The following is a 24,231-nucleotide window of genomic DNA, read 5'->3' on the forward strand; positions in this document are numbered from 1 at the left end:
ACCCGGAGACCGTTAGCATGACGCCGCCGCTCGCAACCTATCGCCGCGCACTCGAAACCTACATCGACGCGAAAGACAACACGCGTACTCAGCGCATCGCCGAGGCTTTCGCCGCGGACGCGGTGCTCACCATTTCGCTTGCCACTTCAGCTATCGCGTTTCCGGCGCGCACCGTCGGCGCGGGGGCGATTGCACAAACGCTCGTCAGCGATTTCGGCGCGCAATACGCGCGGTGCCGCACCTATTACGTCTGCGATGCGCTTACGGTGGACGGCGGCGCGATCGACGCGCTGCCGTGGCTCGTGCTGATGCGCGAGCGGACGAGCGGCGCGTTGCGTGTCGGTCATGGCGTGTATCGATGGCGCTTCGACCAGACGCCGGTTGTTACGGGCTTTCACATTCACATTGCGCGCATGGACGTGGTGCCGGATGCCGATGGCGGCCTGCTCGATGCGTTGCAGGAAGGGTTGAGCTATCCGTGGCTCGCTCCTGCTGAACTGCATGCGCGTTTCACGGCGCTGGCTCGTTCCACGCCGGCGCTGGCTTTCGTCGAGGGATTCAGCGTTCCCGCCGCAGTTGCGTTGCATATCGGCGCTTGAATCCCGACGCCTCGCGGATAAAAAAATCCCTGCCCGTGTCGCCACGGAGCAGGGATTTTTCGATCGGCGATATGCGCTGGAAGCGCGCTTATTTCACCGCACTGACCATGTAGTCGACGGCGGCTTTCACGTCGGCGTCGGGTGCGGTCGAACCGCCCTTGGGCGGCATGGCGCCCTTGCCGTGCAGCGCGTAGTTGTAGACGGTGTCCATCGGCTCTTTCAGGCGCGGCGCCCAGGCTTCCTTGTCGCCGAACTTCGGCGCGTTCAGCACGCCGGCCGCGTGACACGCCTGGCAAACCTGCTGATAGAGCGCCTTGCCCGCTTGCGAGGCGTCCGCGCTTTGCGCGCCGCTTGCAGCCGGCGCGGCGGTTTGCGGCACGCTGGCCAGCGCCGCCATTGCGGCGGCGGCCTGGGTCGCGGCTGCGTCCGAAGCGCCTGCCGGAGCCGCTGCCGCGGCGGTGGCGTCCGAGGTGGCGGCCGCGCCGGAGGCTGCGGCCGCACCCGCTGCCGGTTGCGCCGGTTCGGGGAAGCTTGCGCCGGAATTGTTCGCCATGTAAGCCACCGCGCGGGCGATTTCGAAGTCGCTGTAGTCGTCCGGACTGGTGCCGCCGCGCGCGGGCATCGCGCCCTTGCCGGCGAGCGCCGTGTGCAACAGCGTGTCGAAGCCTTGAGCGATGCGCGGCGCCCAGTCGGCGGTATTGGTGAATTTCGGCGCGCCCGCCGTGCCCGACGCGTGACACGCGGCGCACACGGCCTTGTAGACTTCCTCGCCGGACTTGTAGACGCGCGGCGCGTTGGCGTCGCGAATGTCGACCTGGGCGATGGGTTTGATGCGGGAGGCGACTTCGGCTTCGGAGAGACTGTCGGTGCCGGCGCCGGTGCGGGTCGAATTGTCGACGTAGTAAGCCAGCAGGACGATGATGACGATCGGCACAGCAAACCCGGCGATGACCGCGGCGATGAGCTGTCCTGGGGTTTTGATCGGGGCTCCGTGTGGTGCTTCGCTCATGCTTGTCTCGTCTCCGTGGGTATGTGAGCGGTACAGCGCGACGGCAACTTCTTCTTCTTGATCGGCCACGGAGGATTATAGACGCAAGCTTTCGCCGACGGCGAGGGCCGCGGCGAGGTGTTCAGCAGGCGTTTACCCGCATCGGACGAAGTGGCGCGAAGGCGCCGGAAAGCGCTTCACGGGCCGTCCGGTGGACGGTTTGGCCGAAACCGGGTATTCTTTCGGTCTCGCTTTGGCGTCGCATCCGTTCAGGTTGTCGCGCTTTCGTGTTGAAGCGCCCGTAGCTCAATGGATAGAGTACTGCCCTCCGAAGGCAGGGGTTGCTGGTTCGATCCCAGCCGGGCGCACCACTGAGTATTGTTTATCAAGGGCTTACGCGATTCGCGCGAAGCCCTTTTTTATTGCCTACGGCATCCGCATTCCCCCGCCCATCACCACCTTCAGCCTGGTGCTGTATCGAACCCCGCACATCACCAGTCCGAAAACAAGCGAACCCGCTCACCAGCAAAGCTGGAACACATAGACCGCCGCCCCAAACCTGCCTCTATCCTGGCTGCAACACACCAAAACACACCGCCACCTCCACCGAACGCCCGCGGTTCTTCGTTTCGCTACCGGCGCACCGACTTCGCCGTCTCCGAACCATCGACGCCCATCCACCACCCTACTATGCCCAATACATCATTGAGCGAGGGACACCATGGGTATCCGACTCAGCAGCAACGTGCGCGCGCCAGCATCCGTCGACGACCGGTCTCAAACATCCCACGGCGAAACGCACACGAAACAGCCCGGAGCGAGCGGCACGCGCTCGCGCAATGGAGTCCTGCAGCCGTTGAGCCGATTGAGCGCGGCATTGCGGCCGTCCGGCGCGGCGTCTCATCGTCCGCGTGCTGGCGAATTGCCGACCGCCTCATCGACGCAGGGCTCGCACGCCGCGTCCGATCCCAGCCGCCGACAGGCGACGAAAGGCGGCCAAGGACCAGCGCCGACGAGCGCGAATGGCGCGAATGCCACTCAACGCCGCACTATCGCGACATCGATACACGGACAATCCAACCGCCGTCCGGTCACGTTGCTGAACGTGGACGGCGCCGCGCTGGCCCACTCGATCGGCAGTGCGGGCAAGGCGGTCCGGCGCTTCGCGAGGCGGCTGACGATGCGTGCGCGGCCAGATTCGCAGCAGGCGAGACAGGCTGCGAAGCCACCGGTCGCGCTGAACGTGCCGCGCGATTATGGCTGGCCGCTCGGTCTGCTGGAACGCCAGCGGCTGGAGAAGCTGCCGCCCGATGCGGCCTATGAACAGGCTTTCAGAACCCACACGGCTCGTGTCGGCGCCGCGGTAGCTAAATCGGCCGAGCAGCGCTTCGGCCATACGCACATCGACGACGAAACGCTGCGAGCGCAATTGCACGCATGGGCGAACGGCGAGGATGGCCCCGTCGAGAACGACGACGTGCCGTGGCAGCCCGAATCCGAGTCGGAAACCGAATCGGAAACCGGATCGGAGTCCGCATCCGAGATCGGCCACGACGACATGTCGCCCGAGCGCGAACCCGAAATCCAGTCGGTGCATTCGAGTCCCGGGCAGCCTGCCGCGTCACCGGACAAAGCGGGGCCGAGCCGGACCCGGCGCGTGCAATTCGTGCCGCAAGCCGAGACGCGCGAGATCGACGACGAGAGCCATGCCTTGAAGTCGCCGGTCGCACGGCCGGTCCATGCGCCGCAGCACGCGTCGGCGAAGCTGAAGGGCCACACGCCCGAGAGCCCTGAGTCGCATCGCCTATATAGGCAACGCTCGATCAACGGGGCGGCATGGGACACGGTGCAGCTATTGAAGAGCCCCCGGGCTGGCGCCACGGAAAAGGAGATGGCCGAGAAAATGCTGAAGCAGAACAAGCTTCTCTTCACAATCAAGAACGATCACAAGCTTGCGTCCGAAGACGAACCCGCGGCGCTGAAAGTCTTTCACGCATTGGATCGCGAGACGAGACCGCCATCGTTTGCCGGCAAGATAAAAGGCCTTGTGCGGCAGCTTCAAGGCAAAGACCCCGCGCCCGGCAAGATCGCGGTACTCGGCGAAGACACCCGAGCGGAAACCTTGCAGCGAGTCAACAATCGATGAGTCACGCCCACTACACAGCGCTGATCGGCGACATCTGCAAGATCGCCGGGCTCGGCGACCCGGCCCGCCTCATCGAAAGCGGACAACTCGCCGTGAGCGGGCACGTCGTATCGCTTCGCTACGACGAGCGCACGGACCCGCTGCATGTCCGCGTTCAGGTGGAGCTAGGCGAGTTGCAAGCGGCCGAGCGCGAAGAGGTGTACCGCCTCGCCCTGGAAGCGAACCTGCATGCCGCGACCGCATGGGACGGCGCGGTAGGCCTCGATCCGGAGTCGGAGCGGTTGCACTACGTGCTCTTCTTCCCGCTCGACGGCTCGCGCGGCGCGGCCGACCTGCTCGGCACGATCGCGGAGCTGCTGGACGAGCGTGAGGACGAGGTTGTTGAAAGCGGCCCCCGCCGTTAGCCTTCGCCGATCACTGGACGCCGTGAACGCCGCGCATCGAAGCGGTGACCGGCATGTCATCACGCTTGCCGCGGCAGTATGGCTGCGGGCCGGTGAGCGCGGGCGCCTTTTGCGCTTGCGTCTTACCTCACCGGCGCGCCCGCGCTCGCGGTGGCCGCCGTGGGCTGCGTCCTGAACACCGTCTTCCAGTCATCCTTCATGTCCACGACGACCCAGCCTTTCGCGCCGGCTTCCTCGAGACCCTTGTCGAGCTTGCCGCTTTTCGAGGCACGGTCATAGGCATATTCCCGCTCCGGGTCCGTATGGTGGACGAGCGCGGCGAGGCGCGGGCCGTCGCCCGTCGAGGTCCATTCGAGCATCGGTATGTCGCCGTCCGCGTTGCCGAATGCAATCACCGGACGCCGGCCGATCACGCGATCAATTGCAAGCGGCTTGGCCGCGCCGTCCACGAGCGTGTCGACCTGCGCGAGCCGGGTCAGCGAAACCGCGCCGTTGGTCTGACCGTACTTGTACTTGACGGTGCTGCCGATCACCTGCTCCGGCGGAATGCCATACATGCGCTGTGCGATCTCGCGGGCAAACTCGACGTCGCCGCCGGTCACCAGATAGGTCTTGAAGCCGTTGGCGCGCAGATAGGCGAGCAGCTCGAGCATGGGTTGAAATGCGAGTTCGGCGTAAGGCCGGTCGAAGCGCGGATCGCTCGCGGTGTCGAGCCATTCATGCACGAGCGCAGCGAATTGATCGCTGCTCATGCCCGCGTGCGCCGCCGCCAGTACGCGCATCGAGCCGGCGTCGCCGCTCGCCGCGACGCTCTTCAGATTGCCTTTGAGGATCGAGCGGAACGGTTCCTGCCGCTTCCATTCGGGATGCCGCACCGCCACCGTCTTCACGCGCTGCAGCGCGAACACCAGTTGCACCGACGCGGGCTGCTCCGGCCATAACGTGCCGTCGTTGTCGAACACAGCGATGCGATCCGCGCGCGGGATGAAATCCTTCGACTCGGGCGTGGTGACCAGCGTGACGAAATCGACGAGCGAGCGTTTCGTCCCGGTGTCGTTCCAGGATGCGAGCGCGGCGGCCGTCGATGCGCCGGCGGGCGACTCACTGGCACTCTGACGCGGCGTGACGGCGCAACCTGAAAGGACCACAACGGTTAAAGCAACGCAATAAGCCACGCAATACCGGTGCATCGTGCGAATCATGAAAACCTCATGGAAAGCGGTGATCGGATCTTGAGCGAGCGCCAGTCTAATCGCGGAAAGCGGTTATTGCAGCCGGTGGCGAGATTTTTTTAGCTGAAAAAATGCCAATGGAATAAGGCAGAAGCGCAAGGCAGGGGCGCCGCGCGAAATACATTCAGGCCGGGAGCTGGCCGGAACCGTCCGATTCAAATCGACAAACGAACCTGATTGGTTGACTTCAATTGCGCGGCGCAAGGCAACAGGTTCGCCATGAGAAATCCGCCCGGGCACACGGGGGCGGCTAGAGATATTTGTCGCCCGGCTGACGATCGCGGATTTTCCTCGCGGGCGTTCCGTATGCAATGGAGAAAGCATCCACGGGTCCGAGCACCAGTGAGCCGGCGCCCACCACGCTGTGCTCGCCAATGGTGATCCCATGGCGCAGGACCGCGCCGATGCTCACGGCGGCATGGCTGCCGATGCGGCAATTGCCGCCGGTAGTGACGCCGGGCGCGAGGCTCGCGTAGTCCTCCATGACGCAATCGTGATCGAGCGACGCATTCGTGTTCACGATACAGAACCGCCCGACCTGGCAACACGGATTGACGACGGCGCCTGCCATGACGACCGTGCCCGCGCCGATGGCCACGTTGTTCCCGACGCTGGCGGCGGGATGGATCGCGGTGACGAACGGCAATTGCGGGCATAGGGCGGCCACTTCGGCGGCGACGCGCGCGCGAACGCTGTTGTCCCCGATCGCCACCAGAGCGCCCTTGAGATCGAACCGGGCATTCAGGGCGGGCAGATCGGACGGGCCGCCGAGCACCGGATAGCCGAGCGTCTCCTCACCCGGCGTGCGGAAGCCGTCGATCAGGCCGGCGATGCGGTAGCGCCCCGCCTTTTCGACGATATCGATAACGACCTTGGCGTGGCCTGAAGATCCGACGAGCACGATGTCTTGCATGGGATAGGTCCAGCTATCGACTGAGCGCGTTATCTCACGCCGGCAATGATGCTCACGATTCGCGCGACCTGCCCCGGATCCAGATCGGGATAGATCGGCAGGCACAAGATCCGTTTCGAAGCCGCGCTTGCCGCGCTCAGATTGTCATTGTGCGCCGACGGCAAGCCTCGATACATCGGAAACTCGGAAATCAGCGGATAAAAATAGCGGCGCGCATAGATGTCGTGCTCCTTCAGGCGGTCATACAGCGCGTCCCGGCTGATCGGAAAATCGTCCAGCACCTGAACGGGAAAGTACGCATAGTTCGCGACCTTTTCGCCCGTATCCGGCAGGCAGCGGATTCCCGGCACGCCGGCGAGCAACTCGCGGTACTGCGCGTCGATGGCCTTGCGCTTCGCCAAGGCCTGGTCGACGTGTTGCAGTTGCAGCAGCCCGAAGGCGGCATTGATTTCGCTCATCTTGCCGTTGATGCCCGCCGCCACGACGGTGACTTCGTCCACGAAACCGAAGTTCTTCAGGTGATCGATGCGCTGCTTGGTCTTTGCGTCCGGACAAATGATCGCGCCGCCTTCGAACGTGTTGAAGACCTTGGTGGCGTGGAAACTGACGATCGACAGATCGCCGTGACGGAGCACGCTGCCGCTCTCGGTGCGCACGCCGAACGCGTGCGCGGCGTCGTAAATCACCTTGAGGTTGTAGTTGTCGGCGATTTTCTGGATCGCCTCGACATCGCAAGGATGGCCGTAGCAGTGCACCGGCATGATGGCCGTCGTTTGCGGCGTGATGGCAGCCTCGATTTTGACGGGATCGAGGTTGAGCGTATCGGGGTCGACATCCACGAAGACCGGCTTGATGCCGTTCCACAGAAGCGAATGCGCGGTCGCCGCGAAGGAATAGGGCGTCGTGATGACTTCGCCGTTGATGCGCAGCGCCTGCAGCGCGGTCACGAGGGCCAGCGTACCGTTGGCGAACAGCGCGAGATGCTCGACGCCCAGGTAATCGCAGAGCGCCTTTTCGAGTTGCCGATGAAACGGGCCGCCGTTCGTGAGGATCTTGCTGTCCCAGATCTTTTCGAGGTACGGCAGGAACTCGGCCAGCGGCGGCAGATGCGGCTGGGTGACATAGATGCGTTCGTCGTCCAGTGACGCGATCGCACGAAGAGGCGCGCTTGAGCCCATGATTTCCTCACTGCTGGTTTGAGTCCGGGTCACGCGTGACTACCGCGGCGTGGCGTGGACCGGGTTGTTGCTGGCGGGTTGAGTGCCGTCGGCGCTGAACGCGGCGGGGGCGAGGCCGTCGCACCAGCGTCGCCACATCGTGCGAAGCGCGCTCGAAAGGCTGTTCGCAACCCGCTCGGGCTGAAACGCGGGCGACGCCATGCAACGCTCGCGCAACGACGTGCGCAGGCTGGCGAGCGCCGGGATGTCGGCGGCAAGCTCGACGCCCTTTGCGACGAAGTCATCCGCGTTACCGGCGACGAACGCTTGCAGGCCCGAGTGCGATAGCCATGCCGCGGCCGCCCGGCTCGCCATGGTCTTGCCGGCCATCGTCAGCGTGGGCACGCCCATCCACAACGAGTTCAGAACGGTCGTTGAACCGGTGTAGGGGAACGTGTCGAGACAAATGTCGACCTGATAGTGCTGTTGCAGGTAGACCGCAATCGTGGAGCGCGGACGAAAACTCAGGCGATCGCGTGAAATGCCTTCGTTGGCGAACCAGTTGACGAGGTTCTCGTCGCCGTCGTCGCCGGACATCGAACCGAGGACCATGCGCGCGGTGGGCAGCTCGCGAAGCAGCTTCGCCCATAGGGCGATCACGTCGGGACGCAGCTTGTTCAAGCGGTTGAAACTGCCGAAAGTGATGTAGCCGTTGTGCATGGCCGGCAAGATGTTGACCGGCGGCGCGTTCTTTTCAGGCTGGAATGGGCCGATCGCCGCGAGATGCACGAGCTTCTCGGAGAACTGACGCTCGATGTCGCCGAACGGCGTGAAGAACCTGTCGCTGAGATAGTAGTCCATGGCGTCGAGGCCGGTGGTCGCCGGGTAGCCGATCCAGCTTGCCTGGATCGGCGCGGGCTTGCGGGCGAACGCCTGCAGCCGGTTGCGACCGGTATGCCCGCTCAGGTCGATCAGGATGTCGATCTTGTCGGCGCGAACCTGGGCGATGAACGCCTCATCCGTCATGCTGGAGACGTTGCGCCATTGCTTCGCATAGCCGCGCAGGCGCTGGGTGTAGTCGTCCTCGACGATGTGGTTGTAGTAGACGTGCAGCGCCAGGCCCTCGTCTTGTGCGAGCGGCTCCATGACCGGCATCAAATAGGACGACACGGCGTGCCGGAACAGATCGCCGGAGACGATGCCCACTTTCAGCGTGCGATCCACCGCGCGGCTGTTGGTGTGGCGCGGCTTGGGCAGGCGCAGCGATGCTTCATGAACCTGCGCGTATTTGCGATGCTCCGCGTAAATTTGCTCGGTGTCGATGTCGGGGTTGTGCGCGATGCTGAACAGCAAATTGCTGCGCGTCATCGCGTTCCTGGGTTCGAGATCGAGCGCACGGCGAAAGCTCGATTCCGCCTCTTGCGAGGCGCCGTAGTCGAGCAGCACCACGCCCAGGGTGCCGTGGGACTCGCCATACTCGGGGGTCAGCTCGGCCGCGCGGCGGCACTCGGCGATCGCTTCGCGGTGCTCGCCCCGGGCGGAGAGTACGAGCCCGAGCACACGATGGCCTTCCGAATAGTCGGGATTGAGCGCAAGCAGCTTTCTGCACTCGGCTTCGGCGTCGGCATGCTGACCGGTCACTCGCAGCAGGTCGGCGACGGCCTTGCGCGCCTCGGCGTCGTCGCTGCCCAGCGATATGCCGGTTTTCAGGGCTGCAATGGCTTCGACATACTGGCCGCCGCGATGAAGCGCGATGCCGAGCGAACGCCATGCCGGACCATGCGCCGGAAATCGTTCCGCCAGGCTTCGTCCGAGTTTGATGGCGTCGGAAATGTGGCCCTTGTTGAAGAGCGTGTTGAAGCGATTCATCTCTTGCGGGGTGGGGCGGCGCGTATCGCTCGCCGCGACTTTCGCGGCCGCGGTTTCCTGATCCGCTTCAGCGGCCGCAGGCACGGTCGGCGCGGGCGCGGCAGCCACGGAAGCGACCGCGGAGGTGGCGTACCCGCCGCCGTCATGGGCCATGCGCGTAATCAGCCCGTTGACCGCCGGCCCCTTCAAGCCCCGTTGCTGTCCCATTTCGAGCGCCAGCCAGGCGGCCTGAGTCTGTCCCGCGTCGATCAACGCGTTGATATATGCCACCCAGAATTGCCCGTTATTCGGCGCGCCGCCGAGCGCGGCTTCGAGATACGGCAGGCCGTCGGCGGGACGCTTGCACTGCACGCAAAGCACGCCGAGGTTGTACAGCACGTCGCCATGGGCGGGCTTGGCTTCGAGGATCGCCTTGTACAGCGCTTCGGCGTCGTCGAACTCTCCCTTGTGATGATGCTGAAGCGCGGCCTGCAGGACCAAGGCGATGTCATGTTCGAGCTGTTGCTCGGGCGTCAGGGTTTCAGCGGTCGGCTGCTCGGTCAGGAGAGTCATGGTCTCGGCACGGAATGGTCTATGAAGGAAATTGTGCGACCGGGCGCACCTTTCCGATGCGCGGAGATGACGGTAAAAAGACCGCCTGTTTGGCGTATGGCGAACGTGGGCGGGAGCCCGAAACGCAGAAAAAAGCCCGCACGAGGCGGGCTGAGGAAGAGCGCGCCTCACTTCGGCGCCTGGTTCTTATTGTCGGGTGCCGCGGTTCGGTGTTGCGGTGCCGTCCAGCGGGGCGATCCCGCGAGCCGGTTGAATCGCTTCGGCCCGCAGCGGCTGCCGGGCAGCAAGCGGAGTCAGAGTTGCGCGACCCGCTGGTATTCGCCGGCGGCCTTGGTGCGCCCGATCGCCGCTTCGAACTCGATGTGCAGTTCGTTCTGGGTGGTCGCCGCGTCCGCGAGCAGCGCTGCGTCGATGGCCTGAACCTCGCGGATCATCTCGAGCGCGGCCGGTTCCTGGTCCGCTGTGAGCTGCATCAGCAATGGCGAGCGCGCTTCGGTCAGGCGGGCCGCTTCCAGCCAGTCGGCGAGCGACGCGGCCTGTTCGATTGCCCGTGTGATCGACAGCACCTGTTTGGCCAGTTCCGTCTGATTCATGTCGTGCGCGTCCATGTGGCTTAGCTCTTGTTGGTGGCCATCGCGCCGGCGCTGTCCTTGCCGCCGAACAGCGCGGTCAGGTAGGCCGAGTTGTTGTTCATGGTCGCCATCAACGTGTTCAGGGCGGTGAACTGCGCCTGGTACTGATCCGTCAACTGCGTGGTGTAGTCGGCGAGGGCGGTTTGCTGCGTGGTGATGCTCTTGAGGTCGGCGTTCAGCGCGGTCTTGCGCGTGTCGATAATGCCGCCGGTCTTCGTGAAGTTGGTAATGCTCGTGTTCAACTGCTCGGCAATACCGTTGGTCGTGTTGAACAGCGTGGCGACGGTAGCCGGGCTGCTCGTGAGGGCGGTGTTCAGCTTGTTGTTGTCGACCACCAGCGTGCCGTCCGCCGGGTCGTCCTTCAGCGTGATGCCGATCGCCGCCAGCGTGGCGCCGCTGCTGCCCGAGCCGACCGCGCCGCCAATGATCGTCGCCAGCGTGTTCTTGATCGTCTGCAGTGTGGAGTCGCCCAGCAGCGCGCCTTGCGACGACGATCCGGCGTTGTACGAGGTGAGCGTGGCCATCGTCGCGATGACAGTGTTGTAGAGGCTCACGAAATTGGTGATCGCGGTGTTCTGCGAGGCGGTGTCCTGCGCAATGGTCAGCGTCTGCGTGGTCCCCGCGGATGCCGCGGCCAGGTTTATCGTGACACCCGAAATGGCCCCGGTCACGGCGTTGCTCGAGCTGCTGGCCGCGATCCCGCCAACCGTGAACTGCGCGTCCTGCGCGTAGCCGCTTTGCGTCCAGGCGTTGCCGGCATTCGCCGAGACGATCGACGACTGGCCGCCGGTGGTGCTCGCGGTCGAGGTCACGCCGAGGCTCGAAAGTCCGTTGTCGCTCGTGACGTTGCTGGTCGACACGTTGATCACGTTCGACGCGCCGGTGTTCGCCGCGCGCAGCACGAGGTGGGCGCCGTCCGTGCCGGTCACGATGGTCGCCGTGACGCCGGGGTTGTTGCTGCTGGCGTTGATTGCCGACGCGATGCCCGAGAGCGTGTTGTTGGTGTTGTCGATGCTGATGTCCATCGACTTGCCGCCGAGCGCGATCGACAGCGTGCCGGTGCCCAGTTGCGCGCTGGTGCCGAAGGCCGCCGAGGACAATGCCTGCGAGCTGGCGATCTGCGTGACCGCGACCGAGTAGGTGCCGGCCACGGCGCCGACGCCGGCTGTCGCGGTCAGCCCGGTGCCGCTCGCGGTGGCCGCGAAGGACGACAGCGTGGTGCCGTTGGCGAGGTTCGTGACGCCCGACTGCAGTGCGGCGAGCGCGGAGCTCAGTGCGCCGTAAGCGGACAGCGTGGTGTTGTCCTTGCTTTGTTGCGCCGCCAGCGTCGCGGTTTGTCCCGCGGTCTTGGCGTTGACGAGTGCCGTGACGAGCGACGACACGTCCATCGACGAATTACCCGTCGAACCACTGATGATCGACTGAGCGGCCGACTGCAGCGCGGCGTTGGCGCTTGCTGTGGCAGACGAGGTTGAGATCGTGGACATGCAGAGGCTCCGGCGTCTAGGAATCTGTATTAGGTGGTGCGCGATACTACATCACTGGGTCATGCAAATGCAGAGCGGGAGGCATGCCTCCCGTTGCTTGAAACCGGCGATGCGCCGCGCTTTTCGCGCGGCGCATCACCGTTGCCGCGTCGGCTCTTACTGCAGGAGCTTCAGAACTTGCTGCGGGTTGGAGTTAGCTTGCGCCAACACCGAGATACCCGCTTGCTGCAGCACTTGCGCCTTGCTCAGGTTCGCCGTTTCCTGTGCGAAGTTGGCGTCCGTGATTTGCGACTGTGCCGACGACAGGTCCGTCGATTCAGCTTGCTGCGAGGTTGCGATTGCGGTGAAGCGGTTTTGCGCGGCACCGAGCGATGCTTGCAGGTTGTTCACCGTCTGCAGTGCATTGTCGATGGAGACCAGTGCCTGGTTCGCGCCCGTGACCGTGCTGATGTCGAGGCCCGAAACCGTCGGCGGGCTGTTGATCGCGTTGATCTGCGCAACTGCCGCAACCTGAGCAGCGGAACCCGCGCCTGCCGTCGTCGTTGCACCGGCGCTGAGCGCCAGGGTCGTGATGGCGGTGCCGGTGCCCGACTGCGTGCCCGTGCTGAAGATCGCGCCGGCGACGGTCGAGTTGATCGCCTGGTTGTTCTGGTCCGTGAACGTGTAGCCGCCCTTGCCGTCCGACAGCACGTTGACCGCGGTGATCGTCGCGCCGGTAGCCGTGTAGGCGCCAGCAGCGTCCAGGCTGACCGACACCGTGCCGACGGTTTGACCCGTTTGCACCAGACCGCCGCCGATCTTCGCAGCCGACATCGACTGGCTCAGATCCAGGCTGATCGTTTGACCGACATTCGCGCCGACCTGGAACGTCACGCTGCCTGCCGAGCCGTCCAGAATGTTCGTGCCGTTGTACGTCGTTTGCGACGCAATACGGTTCACTTCCGAGACTTGCGCGGCGACTTCCTTCTGCAGCGCGGCCTGGTCGCTCGACGACAGCGAACCGGTCGATGCCTGCACGGCCAGTTGGCGGATACGTTGCAGGCTCGAGGTCAGCGAGGACAGTGCGCTCGAGGCGGTCTGGATCATCGACACGCCGTCGTTCGCATTGGACACGCCCTGGTTCAGGCCGTTGATCTGCGTTTGCATACGCGTCGAGATCGCGAGACCTGCCGCATCGTCGGCTGCGCTGTTGATGCGCTTGCCCGACGACAGGCGGGTGATGGCTTGCGAAAGGGCGCTTTGCGAGCCATTAAGGTTTTGCTGTGCAACCAGCGAGTTGATGTTGCTATTGATTCCGAGCATGGAAAATCTCCTAAATAAGCCTTGAGCCCAGTACGCCAGGTTTGGCATCGGCGGAAGCACTCGTTCATTGCTGGCCGCCTCAGTGAAGGTTGACGGCCCCTCTAAAAAAAACTTGAGGAACTTTCTGTAATGGGGTCCCAAACGTTTGCCTTGCCTGGTGCCCCGAGCGCCGCCAGGCAAGGCTTGCGGCCCGGTCGGCACGCTTTGCTGCAGGCATCCGGGAGACGGCGTATTCTCGATTGCTCTCGTGAAAAAGCCAGGAGAAATCATGCAAAAGCGCAGGATTGGACGTTCGGAACTGGAGGTGGCGCCGCTCATGTTCGGCGGCAATGTATTCGGCTGGACGGCCGACGAAGCGACCTCGTTTTCGATCCTGGATGCGTTCGTGGATGCCGGTCTCGACTTCATCGATACCGCCGATGTCTATTCGGCGTGGGTGCCCGGCAACCAGGGCGGCGAGTCGGAGACCATCATCGGCAAGTGGCTGCGCAAGAGTGGCCGGCGCGACCGGATCGTGCTCGCCACCAAGGTGTCCAAGCATCCGCGGCGCAAGGGGTTGTCGGCGGCCAACATCCAGGCGGCGCTCGAGGACTCGCTGCGACGCTTGCAAACCGATTACGTCGACATCTACTTTTCCCACGACGACGACGCCGACACGCCGCTCGCGGAAACGCTGGGCGCCTACCAGAAGCTGATCGAGGCGGGCAAGGTGCGGGTGATCGGCGCCTCGAACTACGGCGGCGCGCGTATCGAGGAAGCGCTCGCCGTGTCCCGCCGGCACGGTCTGCCCGAATATCAACTGTTGCAGCCGGAGTACAACCTGTACGACCGCGCCGAATACGAAAGCGATATCGAACCGGTGGCGCTCGCCCGCCAACTCGGCGTGGTGGTGTACTACAGCCTTGCAAGCGGCTTTCTGTCCGGCAAGTACCGCTCGCCGGCGGATCTGGTCAATAAGGCGCGCGGCAGCCGGGTCGGGAGGTACCTCGACGAGCGCGGTCTGCGGATTCTGGGCGCGCTCGACCGCGTCGCCGAGCGGCACGGCAGCACGCCGGCTACCGTCGCGCTGGCGTGGCTGATCGCGCGGCCGAGCGTGACCGCGCCGATCGCCAGCGCGACTTCGGTCGAGCAGCTCAACAGCCTGGCGGCGGCGGTCCACCTGGTGCTGACCGGCGCCGATATCCGCGAACTGGACGAGGCGAGCGCATGATCACTCGACGGACCTGGCGGAATCCCTAAACCCCTGGTACGATGGGCGGTTTCCTGATATTATCGGGAGTGAATTGAGATCTTTGCCGGTTTCGTCAATGTTTTTCGTTGGTGAAAGCTAGGCGAAACGGCAGCAGGCGCGGCATTTTGCAATACGTCTGTCCGCGTTCCGCGGTGAGCTCCGCACCTCTCTTTTCCGGCCTCCGTGGCCGCTTTGCCTCTCGTTTCATTCATGGTTTGGCCGGGTTCTTCCCGCGTTTGCCTGTTACTGGCCATGAATCGGAGCGACCGGAGGGCCGGCGCGTGAGCGGTCTCCCGCCACGCAATCAACCCATATCAGTGATTGAGTTAGGAATTACATGACGACGATTCTTCTGAAAGAAAACGAGCCGTTCGAAGTGGCGATTCGCCGCTTTCGTCGTGCTATCGAAAAAAATGGCCTGATCGCAGAACTGCGTGAGCGCCAATCGTACGAAAAGCCGACCACGGCGCGTAAGCGCAAGAAGGCAGCTGCTGTGAAGCGTCTGCACAAGCGTCTGCGTAGCCAGATGCTGCCGAAAAAGCTGCACTAAGCACGTTTTTTCCGCACGGCCGAACGGCGGTGTGAGCTTCGAAAGAAGCCACATCGCCGTTTTGCTTTTTGGGGCATGTCGCGTTTCGAGTGCCGGCTTTTTTTGACGCTGGTTCGTGCATTGCCGTGCCGCCGCGTATTGTTGCGCTATTGCCGAGTGTTATGCGGCGCTCTTCAGTCTCTCGGCGGACAGTCCGAACTGGCGGGCGATCGAGGTCAAACGCTCACGCCATTCCCAAGTACCGAAGACGTCGTGCACGTTTTGCAGGCAACTGAGCAGATCGACGGTGGCTTGGTCGTACACGTTGATGCGCGCGCGCAAGAGCGCATTTTTCAGTGCTGATACGCCAACGTCCATATAGGCGGGCACCTCAGCGGGCGTTTTGCCGATATAGCGCACCGGGACGCCTTCCATCGCGGTCATATAGTCGCGTGGCTTGATGAAGTTGCCCACCGGGCAGCCGCCGCAATAGCCGCGGTAGGCGCCGCCGCCGCGGGGCAGCAGCGCAGCGCGTTTCTGGTCGAACAGGTGCCCCACGGCCTGGTCGAAAATGTCCTGATGCGTCAGGAAGTTAAGCGTTTTCATGGTCGTCCCCACGCGTTTGCACAGCGGTTGGTCATTGATTCAGCGCATGAGTTGAAGTATCCCGTTGGCGCCGATTTACCAACTTCGGACTAACAACGCGAAACACCTTCAATTCACGGATTCGGCTTCTGGTCCTCGACCGCGCCGCGCTCATAACCATAACGACCGATCGCGCCAGAAAGCGCAGCAGGGCTTTACCCGATGGCGCGTCGACCTCCCAGCCGCGATGAACCGCAACCGTCTCAACCCGCTTTCCGGTTGCGTTCCTTCTTGGCGAGCGCCACGCATCGCGCGCGGCACATGCAGTTCGCCTCGTGGTCGTTCACCATGCCGACAGCCTGCATGAACGCGTAACAGATAGTCGAGCCGACGAACTTGCAGCCGTAACGCTTCAACCCCTTGCTGAGCGCGTCCGACACCTCCGTCGACGCAGGCGCCTGCTTATACGACGTCCACTCGTTCTGGATCGGCGTCTGGTCGACGAACGACCAGACGAAGTTGGCGAGCGACCCATGTTCCGCCTGAATCTGCTGCACGGCGCGAGCGTTGTTGACGGCCGCTTCGATCTTGCCGCGGTGGCGGACGATTCCTTCGTCCAGCACCAGCGCTTCCACCTGTTTCGGCGTAAAGCGCGCCACCTTGTCGATGTCGAAGTCGGCAAAAGCGCGGCGATAGCCGGCCCGCTTGTTGAGAATCGTGGACCAGGACAAACCCGCCTGCGCGCCCTCCAGTACGAGCATCTCGAACAGATGCCGGTCGTCGCGCGAGGGCACGCCCCATTCGGTGTCGTGGTAGTGTGCGAGCGCTTCGCTCGACACCCAGTTGCATCGTTCAGTCACTGTCGCGCTCCTGCGTTGTGATGGCGACCGCCAGCATAGCGGAAGCCGGGCGCGCCGCAAGCTGGCCGTTTGGCCGATTGCGGGATTGAAACTGACCTGCCACGCTATGCGTTATTCCCACCCGAACCCATTCGATTCGATGAACAACGACTTTTTTCTGATCGGCATTGACGGCGGCGGCAGCGGTACGCGAGTCGTGCTCGGCGACGCGCGCGGCCGTGAACTGGCGCAGGCGGTGGGCGCACCATCGGGTTTGGGGCTCGGCGTGGAACGGGCTTGGGAGGCAATCACGGCCGGTTGCGCCGACGCATTCGCAAGCGTCGGCGCAACGCTGGACTGGTCGCGCTGCGTGCTCGGCTGCGGCTTGGCAGGAGTCAACAATCGCGACTGGTTGAGCGCCTTTCGGGCGCGGGCGCCCGCGCTAGCCGGGCTCGCCATTGAAAGCGATGCCTACACGACCTTGCTGGGTGCGCACGGCGGCGCGCAAGGCGTGATCGTCGCGCTTGGCACCGGCAGTGTCGCGGCCGCGCTCGGCGCTGACGGCAAGTGCCGGATTGTCAGCGGCTACGGTTTCCCATCGGGCGATGAGGCGAGCGGCGCCTGGCTCGGAGTGCGCGCCATCGTGCACGCGCAGCACGCGCTCGACGGTCGCGGACCCAACGACGATCTGGCGCAAGCCCTGCTCGCCCATACCGGCGCGCATGACCGCGACGGCCTCGTGGTCTGGCTATGCGAGGCCAATCAGACCGCGTATGCGAGGCTCGCGCCGATCGTCATCGCGCATCGCACGCATCCGTTCGCGGCGCGGCTGCTCGGCGAGGCGGGCGCTGAAGTGGGGAAGATGATCGCAGCGCTCGACCCGTCGGCGAGCCTGCCGATTGCGTTGTGCGGCGGGCTGGGCGCACCGTTGCGCGAATACGTGCCGCAGATTTACCAGGCGCGCTTGCGCGAACCCTTGGCCGATTCCGCGCATGGCGGCTTGCGGCTCGCGCAGCGCGAAGCGGCTCGCCTCACGGGGTGAGGATGAGCGCGTGGGGTTGGTGCATCGCGAGCGCGAGCCGGCGAACGGGGCCGGCAACGGTAAAATGCACGCTTTGACGCTGCCCGGCTGCCCGCACATGTATAAAGTCATCGCCACGGATCTCGACGGCACGCTACTCAACGCCGACCACCAGCTCGACCCGTTCACCGTCGCTACCGTGCGCAAGCTGGAAAGCGACGGCGTGCGGTTCGTGATTGCCACGGGCCGCCATTACTGCGACGTCGCGGGCATTCGCGACTTACTGGGCATCAGCCCGTATCTGATCACCTCGAATGGCGCGCGCATCCACGCGCCCGACAATACGGTCCTCCACGCGGACGATCTGCCGCCGGCAATTGTGCAACGGCTTGTCCTGCCCGAAATCGCCGGCGCGCATGGCCGTGTGATCGTCAACCTGTTCGCCGACCAGGCGTGGCTGATCGACCGCCATGCGCCGCATCTGCTGAAATATCACCAGGACTCCGGTTTCACCTACGAGGTGACGGACCTGCCGAACCACGACGGCGTCGACATCGCAAAGGCGCTCTATATCGGCGAGCCTGCCGATCTCGCGCTGGTGGCGGCGAATCTCGCGCGCGAGTTTGGCGACGCGCTCTATGTCACCTACTCGCTGCCGGACTGTCTGGAAGTGATGACGTCGAACGTGTCGAAGGGCCGCGCCTTGCAGATCGTGCTCGAGCGCCTCGGCGTCGATGCGTCGCTGTGCGTGGCGTTCGGCGACAACATGAACGATATCGACCTGCTGGAGACGGCCGGTCATCCGTTCATGATGAACAATGCCAATCCCGACCTCATCACGCGCCTGCCGAACGTGCCGCGCATCGGCAACAACTTCGAAGCGGGCGTTGCGCACCATCTGCGCAAGCTCTTCTCGATCGACGACGAATTGATAGCCTGATGACCTGAAAATGAAATCGGCCCGCATCCACCTTCGTGGACGCGGGCCGATTATTCGTCGTGTTCGGGCTGCGGCGCGCGCTGTGCCTTGATGCCTTCGCGAGCAGCCGCAACGAGCGTCAGGCCATCAAGTCGCGTCCGCCGCGACTTGCCCGGCGTGACGACCAGCCGTGCCATCCGCCGCGGCGATCGCCGTAGTCGCCTCGACCATCGCGGCCCCCAATGACAATCGTTGTGATTCCAGCCACGGTCAAACGGCCGAGCCCTGGCACCAAACAAAACGGGCGCCTTAGCGCCCGTTCCAACAGTCTCGCAAATGCACTCGCTGGTTAGTCGATTGCCAGTTTCTGCGACTTGCCGCTGCGGCTTTCCGCGATGAGCGGGTACAGCACACCTGCGATCACCGCACCGATGATCGGTGCGACCCAGAACATCCACAACTGATCCATCGCCGCGCCGCCGACAAACAGCGCCGGGCCGGTGGAACGAGCCGGGTTGACCGACGTGTTCGTGACCGGGATCGAGATCAGGTGAATGAGTGTGAGGCACAGGCCGATCGCGATTGGTGCAAAACCAGCCGGCGCGCGCTTGTCGGTCGCGCCGAGGATGACGAACAGAAAGAAGCCGGTCATTACCACTTCGCAAATGAACGCGGCCGCGAGCGAGTAATGGCCCGGCGAGCGCTCGCCATAGCCGTTGCTGGCGAAGCCGCTGGCGATCAGATCGAAGCCGGGCTTGCCGGAGGCGATCAACGACAGCACCAGCGCGCCCAGCACCGCGCCGATCACCTGCGCGACGATGTACGGCAGCAGGTCGCGAGCCGGAAAGCGGCCGGCGACGGTCAGGCCGACGCTCACCGCCGGATTCAGGTGGCAGCCGGAAACGTGGCCGATCGCAAAAGCCATGGTGAGGACAGTCAGGCCGAAGGCAAGCGACACGCCCACGAAGCCGATGCCCAAACCGTGGACCGGGCCGGCGAAGTTGGCGGCGAGAACCGCGCTGCCGCACCCGCCGAGCACGAGCCAGAAAGTGCCGAAAAGTTCGGCCGCGAGGCGCTTTGACAACTGCATGATTGGTGATCCTAAAAAGACAGACGCTCTTGGGGACACGGACGGCTACGTGCGCCCGCGCATCTTGGGAATGCGCAATTTTAGGGAAAGCCGGACAAAGCAGGTGTCAAGAATTGTCAATACCGAGACCAGCTTTACCTCTTATTGGTGAATAAAGATGTCGTTTAACAATTCAACGACGCTTAATTATTATCAGATGATATCGTCCTAAATCGGTATTGTTCGCCATTGCGAATCCGCATAATTGCAGTTAATCTTCGAGCGAATGAGTTCAGAAAGGGGAGAACCACAATGTCTCAATATGCAGACCTCAAGGCGCAGATCGCCAAATTACAGGCACAGGCTGAAGAAGCCCGTCGTACGGAAATCGACAATGTTGTCGCCGACATCCGCCAAAAGATCGCCGAATACGGTCTCACCGCGCAGGACCTCGGCTTCGCCGTGGCCGCCAAGCGCGGCCGTCCGCCCAAGAAGGCGCCGCTGCCGGCGAAGTACCAGGATCCGAAATCGGGAAATACATGGAGCGGGCGCGGCAAGCCGCCCAAGTGGATCGTCGGCAAGAATCGCGAACGTTTTCTGATTGGCGCGGCTTAAGCCGATTGGCCGCCGGTGCGAAAGCTGAATGAAGGTTGGCGTACTCGATCTTTATTCGCTTCGCTCTAATCGGACGTTGGAAGCGCATCCATGCCGCGTAAAAAAAGCCACCCTTAAGGGCGGCTTTTTTCTGGAGAAAGGGAGCGAAACTCCCGAGTTGCCGGGCGCGCAAACGATTCACATCGTGAATTCCCTGCGAATTGACCGGCGAAAAGGAAAGCGGCACAGGCGGCAGAAATAATAGCCGCCTGTTCATTGCAAAAACGCATCAACCGCTCGCGCTCCGCCTGTCAGCCCACCGCCACCTGGCGCAGCACCGGGCGGCGCGTGGCTTCGATCAGTGCCGAATAGCTGTCGACGTAGTTCTGCGCCATCGTCGTCGAACTGAAGCGGCGTTCGAACTGCGCGCGGATTTCGGTGCGCGACAGTTCGTCCAGACGCTGCAGCGCGGCCACGGCGCCTTGGACGTCCTCCACGATGTAGCCGGTCACGCCGTGGTCGATCACTTCCGGCACCGAGCCGCGGTTGAACGCGATCACCGGCGTGCCGCACGCCATCGATTCGATCATCACGAGGCCGAACGGCTCCGACCAGTCGATCGGGAACAGCAGCGCCTTGGCGCCCGACAGAAACTCGGGCTTCTGCGCCTCGTTGATCTCGCCGACGAATTCCACGTGCGCCTGCGACAGCAGCGGCTCGATCTCGCGCTTGAAATAGTCCTGGTCGACCTTGTCCACCTTGGCGGCGATCTTCAGCGGCAAACCGCTTTGTGCAGCGATCTTGATAGCTGTATCGACGCGCTTCTCCGGACAGATACGACCGAGGAACGCCAGGTACTCCGGCTTCTTGTGCGCCTGCGGCGTCAGCAATTGGTCGGGCAAGCCGTGGTAAATCGTGTTGAGCCAGTTCGCCTGCGGCAGCGGCACGCGTTGCGAATCGGAAATCGACACCACCGGCACGTTTGAAAAAGCGTCGAATACCGGTTGTAACTCCGGCAGGTCCAGCCGGCCGTGCAGCGTGGTCACGAACGGGGTGTGCATCGTCGTGAACAGCGGGAACGGCATGTAGTCGAGGTGAAAGTGAAGTACGTCGAATTCATGCGCCACCTTGCGCACTTTCTCCATCATCAGAACGTGCGGAGCGAGCGCGTCGCGGATCGTGGGATCGAGGCGCAGCGCGCGAGGCCAGCAGGCGTCGAGGTTCGCGGAGGTCACCGAGTCGCCGCTCGCAAAGAGCGTTACGTCGTGGCCGAGGTCGACCAGCGCTTCGGTCAGGTACGACACGACGCGTTCGGTGCCGCCGTACAGTTTCGGCGGGACGGCTTCGTACAACGGCGCAATTTGTGCGATTCGCATGCGTATTCTCCTATTCAGAACGGCTTCGCACAGCGGCGCTCGAGTAGAGCGAGGAGCGAATGCCTGACGGACGGTTGGGCGCGGTTAGCCGCCGCCCGGGGGTGCTCCGAACCTGCATCGGGTAATCCCTTAGCTTCATTATCGGGATTGGCCGCGCCAATTCGAGTTATTTTTCAAACGCTTAATGTTGTTACAGCGGGAAACATGGGCCGTTACAGGTTTGTCCGAAAGGCCGTACCAGCGACTCGGCGATGTTCGCGGCCGCCTTGCCCGCACGCTGTCAAAGCCGCGCAGGCCAGTAGCAAGGCGCGCGCCTGACACGCGAAAGGCGCGCCTATATCGGGCGTATTACGCAGAGGTGAAAACGTCTTATAATTGTTTTTCACCCTTCCGAGGGGCGCGCCGCGAAGCACTCGGATACCCGAGTCCGCCTCGCATCGCCGTCAAAGAAAAATTCAAATGGCATAGCGGCTTGAAGCGAATTGCCCCACTTTCCTTTCACTTCATTTCCCACTCGTGCGGTGTAGGAAAAATTCCTACATGAATGACGGATTAATCCGTCAAACAGGCTGGGTGTCTGTCCGATTTTCGTCCGCGCCCCCATTCGAGACAATGCGTGCAAGACCAGAAACGAGCCGATTCGTGCGTTTAAGTGCGCGCGTTCGAGCAAACGTTTCCGTAACGGCCTGACCAGCCAGATACACCCCGGGGGAATCATGAGCGCGACAAGCGATATGCTCAATGAGATCAGAGAAGTCAACCTGTCCTATCTCCTGCTCGCGCAGCGGCTGCTGCGCGAAGACAAGCCGATGGGCATGTTTCGCATGGGGATTTCGGACCAGCTAGCCGACGTACTTGCCAATCTGTCGTTGGCGCAGACCGTCAAGCTGGCGGCGTCCAATCAGGTGCTGTGCCGTTTCCGTTTCGATGACCATGCCGTGCTGTCCGCTCTGGCGGACAAGGGCAAATCCAGCGCCGTGGCTCAGGCGCATTCCGCGATCCTGATGGCAAGCCAGCCCGTCGAGCAACTCGGCTGATGACAGCCCGCACCTCACACGAAGCGATCAGGACGGGGGCAATGCAAGCGGATGGCCTATAAAAGCGTGGTGCTCGAAGTGAGGGAAATCACCCTCGCGATCGAACTGATCGAACTCGGCGCGCGGCTGCAATTGCTGGAGGCTGAAACCAGCCTGTCGCGCGACCGGCTCATCAAGCTGTACAAGGAACTGAAAGGGGTGTCGCCGCCCAAGGGCATGCTGCCGTTCTCGACCGACTGGTTCATGACCTGGCAGCCGAACTTTCACTCGTCGCTGTTCTACAACATCTACCGTTTCATGGCCGGCCATGGCGGCTGCGAGACGATCCAGTCGATCGTGAAGAGCTACCGGCTCTATCAGGAGCACGTCCAGTTGCACGACGACGAGCCCGTGCTCAGTCTCACGCGCGCCTGGACCCTGGTGCGCTTTTTCGACTCCGGGATGCTGCAAATGACGCCCTGCTGCCGCTGCGGCGGGCATTTTGTCGCGCATGCGCACGATCCGCAGCATGCGTTCGTCTGCGGCCTCTGCCAGCCGCCCTCGCGCGCCGGTAAGACAAAGAAATTCGCCGACGCCCGGGCCCGCGAGAGTCTCGCCGCGCTCGAAGCCTGAGTCGCGGCCCGGCCGCCAGCGCGCGGGCCGGCATCGCCGGTGGCCCGCCGCCTGGCGCCCGTCATCCGCCGCCCGCGTGCCCCGGCACCCGAGCGCACCCCGTCCCGACGCGTCCTTCCGCCAGGCCACCTAGTCCCGGCCCCAACTGCGCCGCTTTGACTTGCCTCTGGTTTACACCGGAGCGGCAGGCCGCTTTTCCGTCAAAGTTTTCTGCCCGCTTGCCGTAAACCAGTTTAACGACGGTCACCGTCGCTTCTTTGTGAGGGCTCCGCAGTGCTGATTTTCGTGGGAACACTCGTGACGCTTTTGTCCGTTTTCGGCGGTTACGCGCTGGAAGGCGGTCATCTCGGCGCGCTGCTGCAGCCCGTTGAAGTGCTGATGATCGTCGGCGCCGGGGTGGGCGCGTTCATTCTCGGCAACGGGATGAAGACGATCAAGGCGACGCTGCGCGTCATTCCAACCCTGTTCAAGGGCGCGAAGTACAACAAGGACGTGTACATGGAGCTGATGGCGCTCCTCTACGTCCTGCTGGCGAAAGCGCGCAAGGAAGGCACGCTGACGCTCGAAGCCGACATCGACGATCCGTCGAAGAGCCCGATCTTCACGCAGTATCCGAAGATCCTCGCCGACAAGCACATCATCGAGTTCCTCACCGACTATCTGCGTCTGATGGTGGGCGGCAACATGAATGCGTTCGAGATCGAAAGCCTGATGGACGAGGAAATCGAAACGCATCACCAGGAAGGCGAGGCGCCCGCGCACGCGCTGAACAAGGTCGGCGACGCGATGCCGGCGTTCGGCATCGTGGCCGCTGTGATGGGCGTGGTGCACACGATGGCCTCCGCCGACAAGCCGCCCGCGGTGCTCGGCGAGATGATCGCCCAGGCGCTGGTCGGCACCTTCCTCGGCATTCTGCTTTCGTACGGACTGATCGGGCCGCTCGCGAGCGTCGCCGAACAGCGCGTGACCGAGTCGACCAAGATGTTCCAGTGCATCAAGGTGACGATTCTCGCCAGCTTGAACGGCTATGCCCCGGCGATCGCCGTCGAATTCGGCCGCAAGGTGCTCTTCTCGACCGAACGCCCGTCGTTCGCCGAGCTGGAAGAGCATGTGCGCCGGGTCAAGGCCAAGTAACGGG

The 24,231-nt window shown here is 63.5% G+C and carries 23 protein-coding genes and 1 tRNA gene; 12 read left to right on the forward strand and 12 right to left on the reverse strand.

Annotated features, from left to right (window positions below):
- Nucleotides 1-17: 17 nt before the first annotated feature.
- Nucleotides 18-599, forward strand: a complete 582-nt coding sequence (locus ACTJLC_RS08400; protein WP_073427822.1) for a hypothetical protein — start codon at nt 18-20, stop codon at nt 597-599.
- 88 nt (nt 600-687) lie between these two features.
- On the opposite strand, the gene ACTJLC_RS08405 is transcribed toward ACTJLC_RS08400, so the two are convergent.
- Complete coding sequence (locus ACTJLC_RS08405) at nt 688-1,608, reverse strand: c-type cytochrome (RefSeq protein WP_073427821.1); 921 nt, start codon at nt 1,606-1,608, stop codon at nt 688-690.
- Between the two features lie 274 nt (nt 1,609-1,882).
- Between ACTJLC_RS08405 and ACTJLC_RS08410 the strand changes: the two genes are divergently transcribed.
- The 3 genes from ACTJLC_RS08410 to ACTJLC_RS08420 all read left to right on the forward strand — a co-directional run bounded on the left by ACTJLC_RS08410 (nt 1,883) and on the right by ACTJLC_RS08420 (nt 4,137).
- Nucleotides 1,883-1,958, forward strand: a tRNA-Arg gene (locus ACTJLC_RS08410).
- 809 nt (nt 1,959-2,767) lie between these two features.
- Nucleotides 2,768-3,733: a hypothetical protein gene (locus ACTJLC_RS08415; protein WP_440843580.1), complete on the forward strand. Its 966-nt coding sequence runs from the start codon at nt 2,768-2,770 to the stop codon at nt 3,731-3,733.
- Nucleotides 3,730-4,137, forward strand: a complete 408-nt coding sequence (locus tag ACTJLC_RS08420; RefSeq protein ID WP_161553699.1) for a CesT family type III secretion system chaperone — start codon at nt 3,730-3,732, stop codon at nt 4,135-4,137. The genes ACTJLC_RS08415 and ACTJLC_RS08420 overlap by 4 nt, the downstream gene beginning before the upstream one ends.
- 122 nt (nt 4,138-4,259) lie before the next feature.
- Here ACTJLC_RS08420 and ACTJLC_RS08425 read toward each other — a convergent pair whose 3' ends face one another.
- The 7 genes from ACTJLC_RS08425 to ACTJLC_RS08455 form a co-directional block, all read right to left on the reverse strand.
- A complete protein-coding gene (locus ACTJLC_RS08425) occupies nt 4,260-5,339 on the reverse strand; it encodes an HAD family hydrolase (RefSeq protein WP_440843583.1) in 1,080 nt (359 codons plus the stop codon).
- A gap of 280 nt (nt 5,340-5,619) precedes the next feature.
- Nucleotides 5,620-6,282: an acetyltransferase gene (locus ACTJLC_RS08430; protein ID WP_073427801.1), complete on the reverse strand. Its 663-nt coding sequence runs from the start codon at nt 6,280-6,282 to the stop codon at nt 5,620-5,622.
- Nucleotides 6,283-6,311: 29 nt separating this feature from the next.
- Nucleotides 6,312-7,460: a dTDP-4-amino-4,6-dideoxy-D-glucose aminotransferase VioA gene (gene vioA, locus ACTJLC_RS08435; protein ID WP_073427800.1), complete on the reverse strand. Its 1,149-nt coding sequence runs from the start codon at nt 7,458-7,460 to the stop codon at nt 6,312-6,314.
- A 39-nt stretch (nt 7,461-7,499) separates the two neighbouring features.
- Nucleotides 7,500-9,851 (reverse strand): O-linked N-acetylglucosamine transferase family protein, encoded by a 2,352-nt coding sequence (locus tag ACTJLC_RS08440; RefSeq protein WP_440843639.1) that lies wholly within the window; start codon nt 9,849-9,851, stop codon nt 7,500-7,502.
- A 302-nt stretch (nt 9,852-10,153) separates the two neighbouring features.
- Nucleotides 10,154-10,468 carry a flagellar protein FliT gene (locus ACTJLC_RS08445; RefSeq protein ID WP_440843585.1) on the reverse strand — a complete coding sequence of 105 codons (315 nt, stop codon included), beginning with the start codon at nt 10,466-10,468 and terminating at the stop codon, nt 10,154-10,156.
- Between the two features lie 5 nt (nt 10,469-10,473).
- The gene (fliD, locus tag ACTJLC_RS08450) at nt 10,474-11,979 is read right to left on the reverse strand and encodes a flagellar filament capping protein FliD (RefSeq protein ID WP_440843587.1); all 1,506 of its coding nucleotides are present in this window, start codon (nt 11,977-11,979) and stop codon (nt 10,474-10,476) included.
- A 156-nt stretch (nt 11,980-12,135) separates the two neighbouring features.
- The gene (locus ACTJLC_RS08455) at nt 12,136-13,281 is read right to left on the reverse strand and encodes a flagellin (RefSeq protein WP_073427797.1); all 1,146 of its coding nucleotides are present in this window, start codon (nt 13,279-13,281) and stop codon (nt 12,136-12,138) included.
- Nucleotides 13,282-13,549: 268 nt separating this feature from the next.
- On the opposite strand from ACTJLC_RS08455, the gene ACTJLC_RS08460 reads away from it, so the two are divergent.
- Both ACTJLC_RS08460 and rpsU read left to right on the forward strand, forming a co-directional pair.
- Nucleotides 13,550-14,491 (forward strand): aldo/keto reductase, encoded by a 942-nt coding sequence (locus tag ACTJLC_RS08460; protein WP_440843590.1) that lies wholly within the window; start codon nt 13,550-13,552, stop codon nt 14,489-14,491.
- 358 nt (nt 14,492-14,849) lie between these two features.
- Nucleotides 14,850-15,062 carry a 30S ribosomal protein S21 gene (rpsU, locus tag ACTJLC_RS08465; RefSeq protein WP_006050883.1) on the forward strand — a complete coding sequence of 71 codons (213 nt, stop codon included), beginning with the start codon at nt 14,850-14,852 and terminating at the stop codon, nt 15,060-15,062.
- Between the two features lie 159 nt (nt 15,063-15,221).
- On the opposite strand, the gene ACTJLC_RS08470 is transcribed toward rpsU, so the two are convergent.
- Entirely contained in the window at nt 15,222-15,647 is a 426-nt protein-coding gene (locus ACTJLC_RS08470; protein ID WP_083085914.1) for a hypothetical protein, read from the reverse strand.
- A gap of 242 nt (nt 15,648-15,889) precedes the next feature.
- On the reverse strand, nt 15,890-16,486 hold the full coding sequence (locus ACTJLC_RS08475) for a DNA-3-methyladenine glycosylase I (RefSeq protein WP_440843592.1): 597 nt from the start codon (nt 16,484-16,486) through the stop codon (nt 15,890-15,892).
- Nucleotides 16,487-16,625: 139 nt separating this feature from the next.
- On the opposite strand from ACTJLC_RS08475, the gene ACTJLC_RS08480 reads away from it, so the two are divergent.
- Both ACTJLC_RS08480 and ACTJLC_RS08485 read left to right on the forward strand, forming a co-directional pair.
- Nucleotides 16,626-17,507: a BadF/BadG/BcrA/BcrD ATPase family protein gene (locus ACTJLC_RS08480; RefSeq protein ID WP_440843594.1), complete on the forward strand. Its 882-nt coding sequence runs from the start codon at nt 16,626-16,628 to the stop codon at nt 17,505-17,507.
- A gap of 97 nt (nt 17,508-17,604) precedes the next feature.
- Nucleotides 17,605-18,426 (forward strand): Cof-type HAD-IIB family hydrolase, encoded by an 822-nt coding sequence (locus ACTJLC_RS08485; RefSeq protein ID WP_114163590.1) that lies wholly within the window; start codon nt 17,605-17,607, stop codon nt 18,424-18,426.
- A gap of 328 nt (nt 18,427-18,754) precedes the next feature.
- Here the strand turns inward: ACTJLC_RS08485 and aqpZ are convergent, their stop codons facing one another.
- Complete coding sequence (gene aqpZ, locus ACTJLC_RS08490) at nt 18,755-19,495, reverse strand: aquaporin Z (protein WP_440843596.1); 741 nt, start codon at nt 19,493-19,495, stop codon at nt 18,755-18,757.
- A gap of 291 nt (nt 19,496-19,786) precedes the next feature.
- On the opposite strand from aqpZ, the gene ACTJLC_RS08495 reads away from it, so the two are divergent.
- On the forward strand, nt 19,787-20,089 hold the full coding sequence (locus tag ACTJLC_RS08495) for an H-NS histone family protein (protein ID WP_007179981.1): 303 nt from the start codon (nt 19,787-19,789) through the stop codon (nt 20,087-20,089).
- Nucleotides 20,090-20,379: 290 nt separating this feature from the next.
- Here the strand turns inward: ACTJLC_RS08495 and ACTJLC_RS08500 are convergent, their stop codons facing one another.
- Entirely contained in the window at nt 20,380-21,444 is a 1,065-nt protein-coding gene (locus ACTJLC_RS08500) for a glycosyltransferase family 4 protein (RefSeq protein WP_440843598.1), read from the reverse strand.
- Nucleotides 21,445-22,160: 716 nt separating this feature from the next.
- On the opposite strand from ACTJLC_RS08500, the gene flhD reads away from it, so the two are divergent.
- From flhD to motA, 3 genes are all read left to right on the forward strand, one after another.
- The gene (gene flhD, locus ACTJLC_RS08505; RefSeq protein WP_013589958.1) at nt 22,161-22,481 is read left to right on the forward strand and encodes a flagellar transcriptional regulator FlhD; all 321 of its coding nucleotides are present in this window, start codon (nt 22,161-22,163) and stop codon (nt 22,479-22,481) included.
- A gap of 51 nt (nt 22,482-22,532) precedes the next feature.
- Nucleotides 22,533-23,093: a flagellar transcriptional regulator FlhC gene (flhC, locus tag ACTJLC_RS08510; protein ID WP_073427791.1), complete on the forward strand. Its 561-nt coding sequence runs from the start codon at nt 22,533-22,535 to the stop codon at nt 23,091-23,093.
- Nucleotides 23,094-23,366: 273 nt separating this feature from the next.
- On the forward strand, nt 23,367-24,227 hold the full coding sequence (motA, locus tag ACTJLC_RS08515; RefSeq protein ID WP_073427790.1) for a flagellar motor stator protein MotA: 861 nt from the start codon (nt 23,367-23,369) through the stop codon (nt 24,225-24,227).
- The last annotated feature ends 4 nt before the right edge of the window (nt 24,228-24,231 follow it).

Source organism: Paraburkholderia sp. 22099 (assembly GCF_052045835.1).
Lineage (GTDB): Bacteria > Pseudomonadota > Gammaproteobacteria > Burkholderiales > Burkholderiaceae > Paraburkholderia > Paraburkholderia terricola.

Bases quoted from the DNA above. Each gene is read 5' to 3' on its own strand.
- ACTJLC_RS08425 (WP_440843583.1), bottom strand. From the start codon at position 5,339: ATGATTCGCACGATGCACCGGTATTGCGTGGCTTATTGCGTTGCTTTA.
- ACTJLC_RS08430 (WP_073427801.1), bottom strand. From the start codon at position 6,282: ATGCAAGACATCGTGCTCGTCGGATCTTCAGGCCACGCCAAGGTCGTT.
- vioA (WP_073427800.1), bottom strand. From the start codon at position 7,460: ATGGGCTCAAGCGCGCCTCTTCGTGCGATCGCGTCACTGGACGACGAA.
- ACTJLC_RS08480 (WP_440843594.1), top strand. From the start codon at position 16,626: ATGAACAACGACTTTTTTCTGATCGGCATTGACGGCGGCGGCAGCGGT.
- ACTJLC_RS08485 (WP_114163590.1), top strand. From the start codon at position 17,605: ATGTATAAAGTCATCGCCACGGATCTCGACGGCACGCTACTCAACGCC.
- ACTJLC_RS08445 (WP_440843585.1), bottom strand. From the start codon at position 10,468: ATGGACGCGCACGACATGAATCAGACGGAACTGGCCAAACAGGTGCTG.
- fliD (WP_440843587.1), bottom strand. From the start codon at position 11,979: ATGTCCACGATCTCAACCTCGTCTGCCACAGCAAGCGCCAACGCCGCG.
- ACTJLC_RS08500 (WP_440843598.1), bottom strand. From the start codon at position 21,444: ATGCGAATCGCACAAATTGCGCCGTTGTACGAAGCCGTCCCGCCGAAA.
- ACTJLC_RS08470 (WP_083085914.1), bottom strand. From the start codon at position 15,647: ATGAAAACGCTTAACTTCCTGACGCATCAGGACATTTTCGACCAGGCC.
- flhD (WP_013589958.1), top strand. From the start codon at position 22,161: ATGAGCGCGACAAGCGATATGCTCAATGAGATCAGAGAAGTCAACCTG.
- ACTJLC_RS08460 (WP_440843590.1), top strand. From the start codon at position 13,550: ATGCAAAAGCGCAGGATTGGACGTTCGGAACTGGAGGTGGCGCCGCTC.
- rpsU (WP_006050883.1), top strand. From the start codon at position 14,850: ATGACGACGATTCTTCTGAAAGAAAACGAGCCGTTCGAAGTGGCGATT.
- ACTJLC_RS08455 (WP_073427797.1), bottom strand. From the start codon at position 13,281: ATGCTCGGAATCAATAGCAACATCAACTCGCTGGTTGCACAGCAAAAC.
- flhC (WP_073427791.1), top strand. From the start codon at position 22,533: ATGGCCTATAAAAGCGTGGTGCTCGAAGTGAGGGAAATCACCCTCGCG.
- aqpZ (WP_440843596.1), bottom strand. From the start codon at position 19,495: ATGCAGTTGTCAAAGCGCCTCGCGGCCGAACTTTTCGGCACTTTCTGG.
- ACTJLC_RS08400 (WP_073427822.1), top strand. From the start codon at position 18: ATGACGCCGCCGCTCGCAACCTATCGCCGCGCACTCGAAACCTACATC.
- ACTJLC_RS08495 (WP_007179981.1), top strand. From the start codon at position 19,787: ATGTCTCAATATGCAGACCTCAAGGCGCAGATCGCCAAATTACAGGCA.
- ACTJLC_RS08420 (WP_161553699.1), top strand. From the start codon at position 3,730: ATGAGTCACGCCCACTACACAGCGCTGATCGGCGACATCTGCAAGATC.
- ACTJLC_RS08415 (WP_440843580.1), top strand. From the start codon at position 2,768: ATGCGTGCGCGGCCAGATTCGCAGCAGGCGAGACAGGCTGCGAAGCCA.
- ACTJLC_RS08405 (WP_073427821.1), bottom strand. From the start codon at position 1,608: ATGAGCGAAGCACCACACGGAGCCCCGATCAAAACCCCAGGACAGCTC.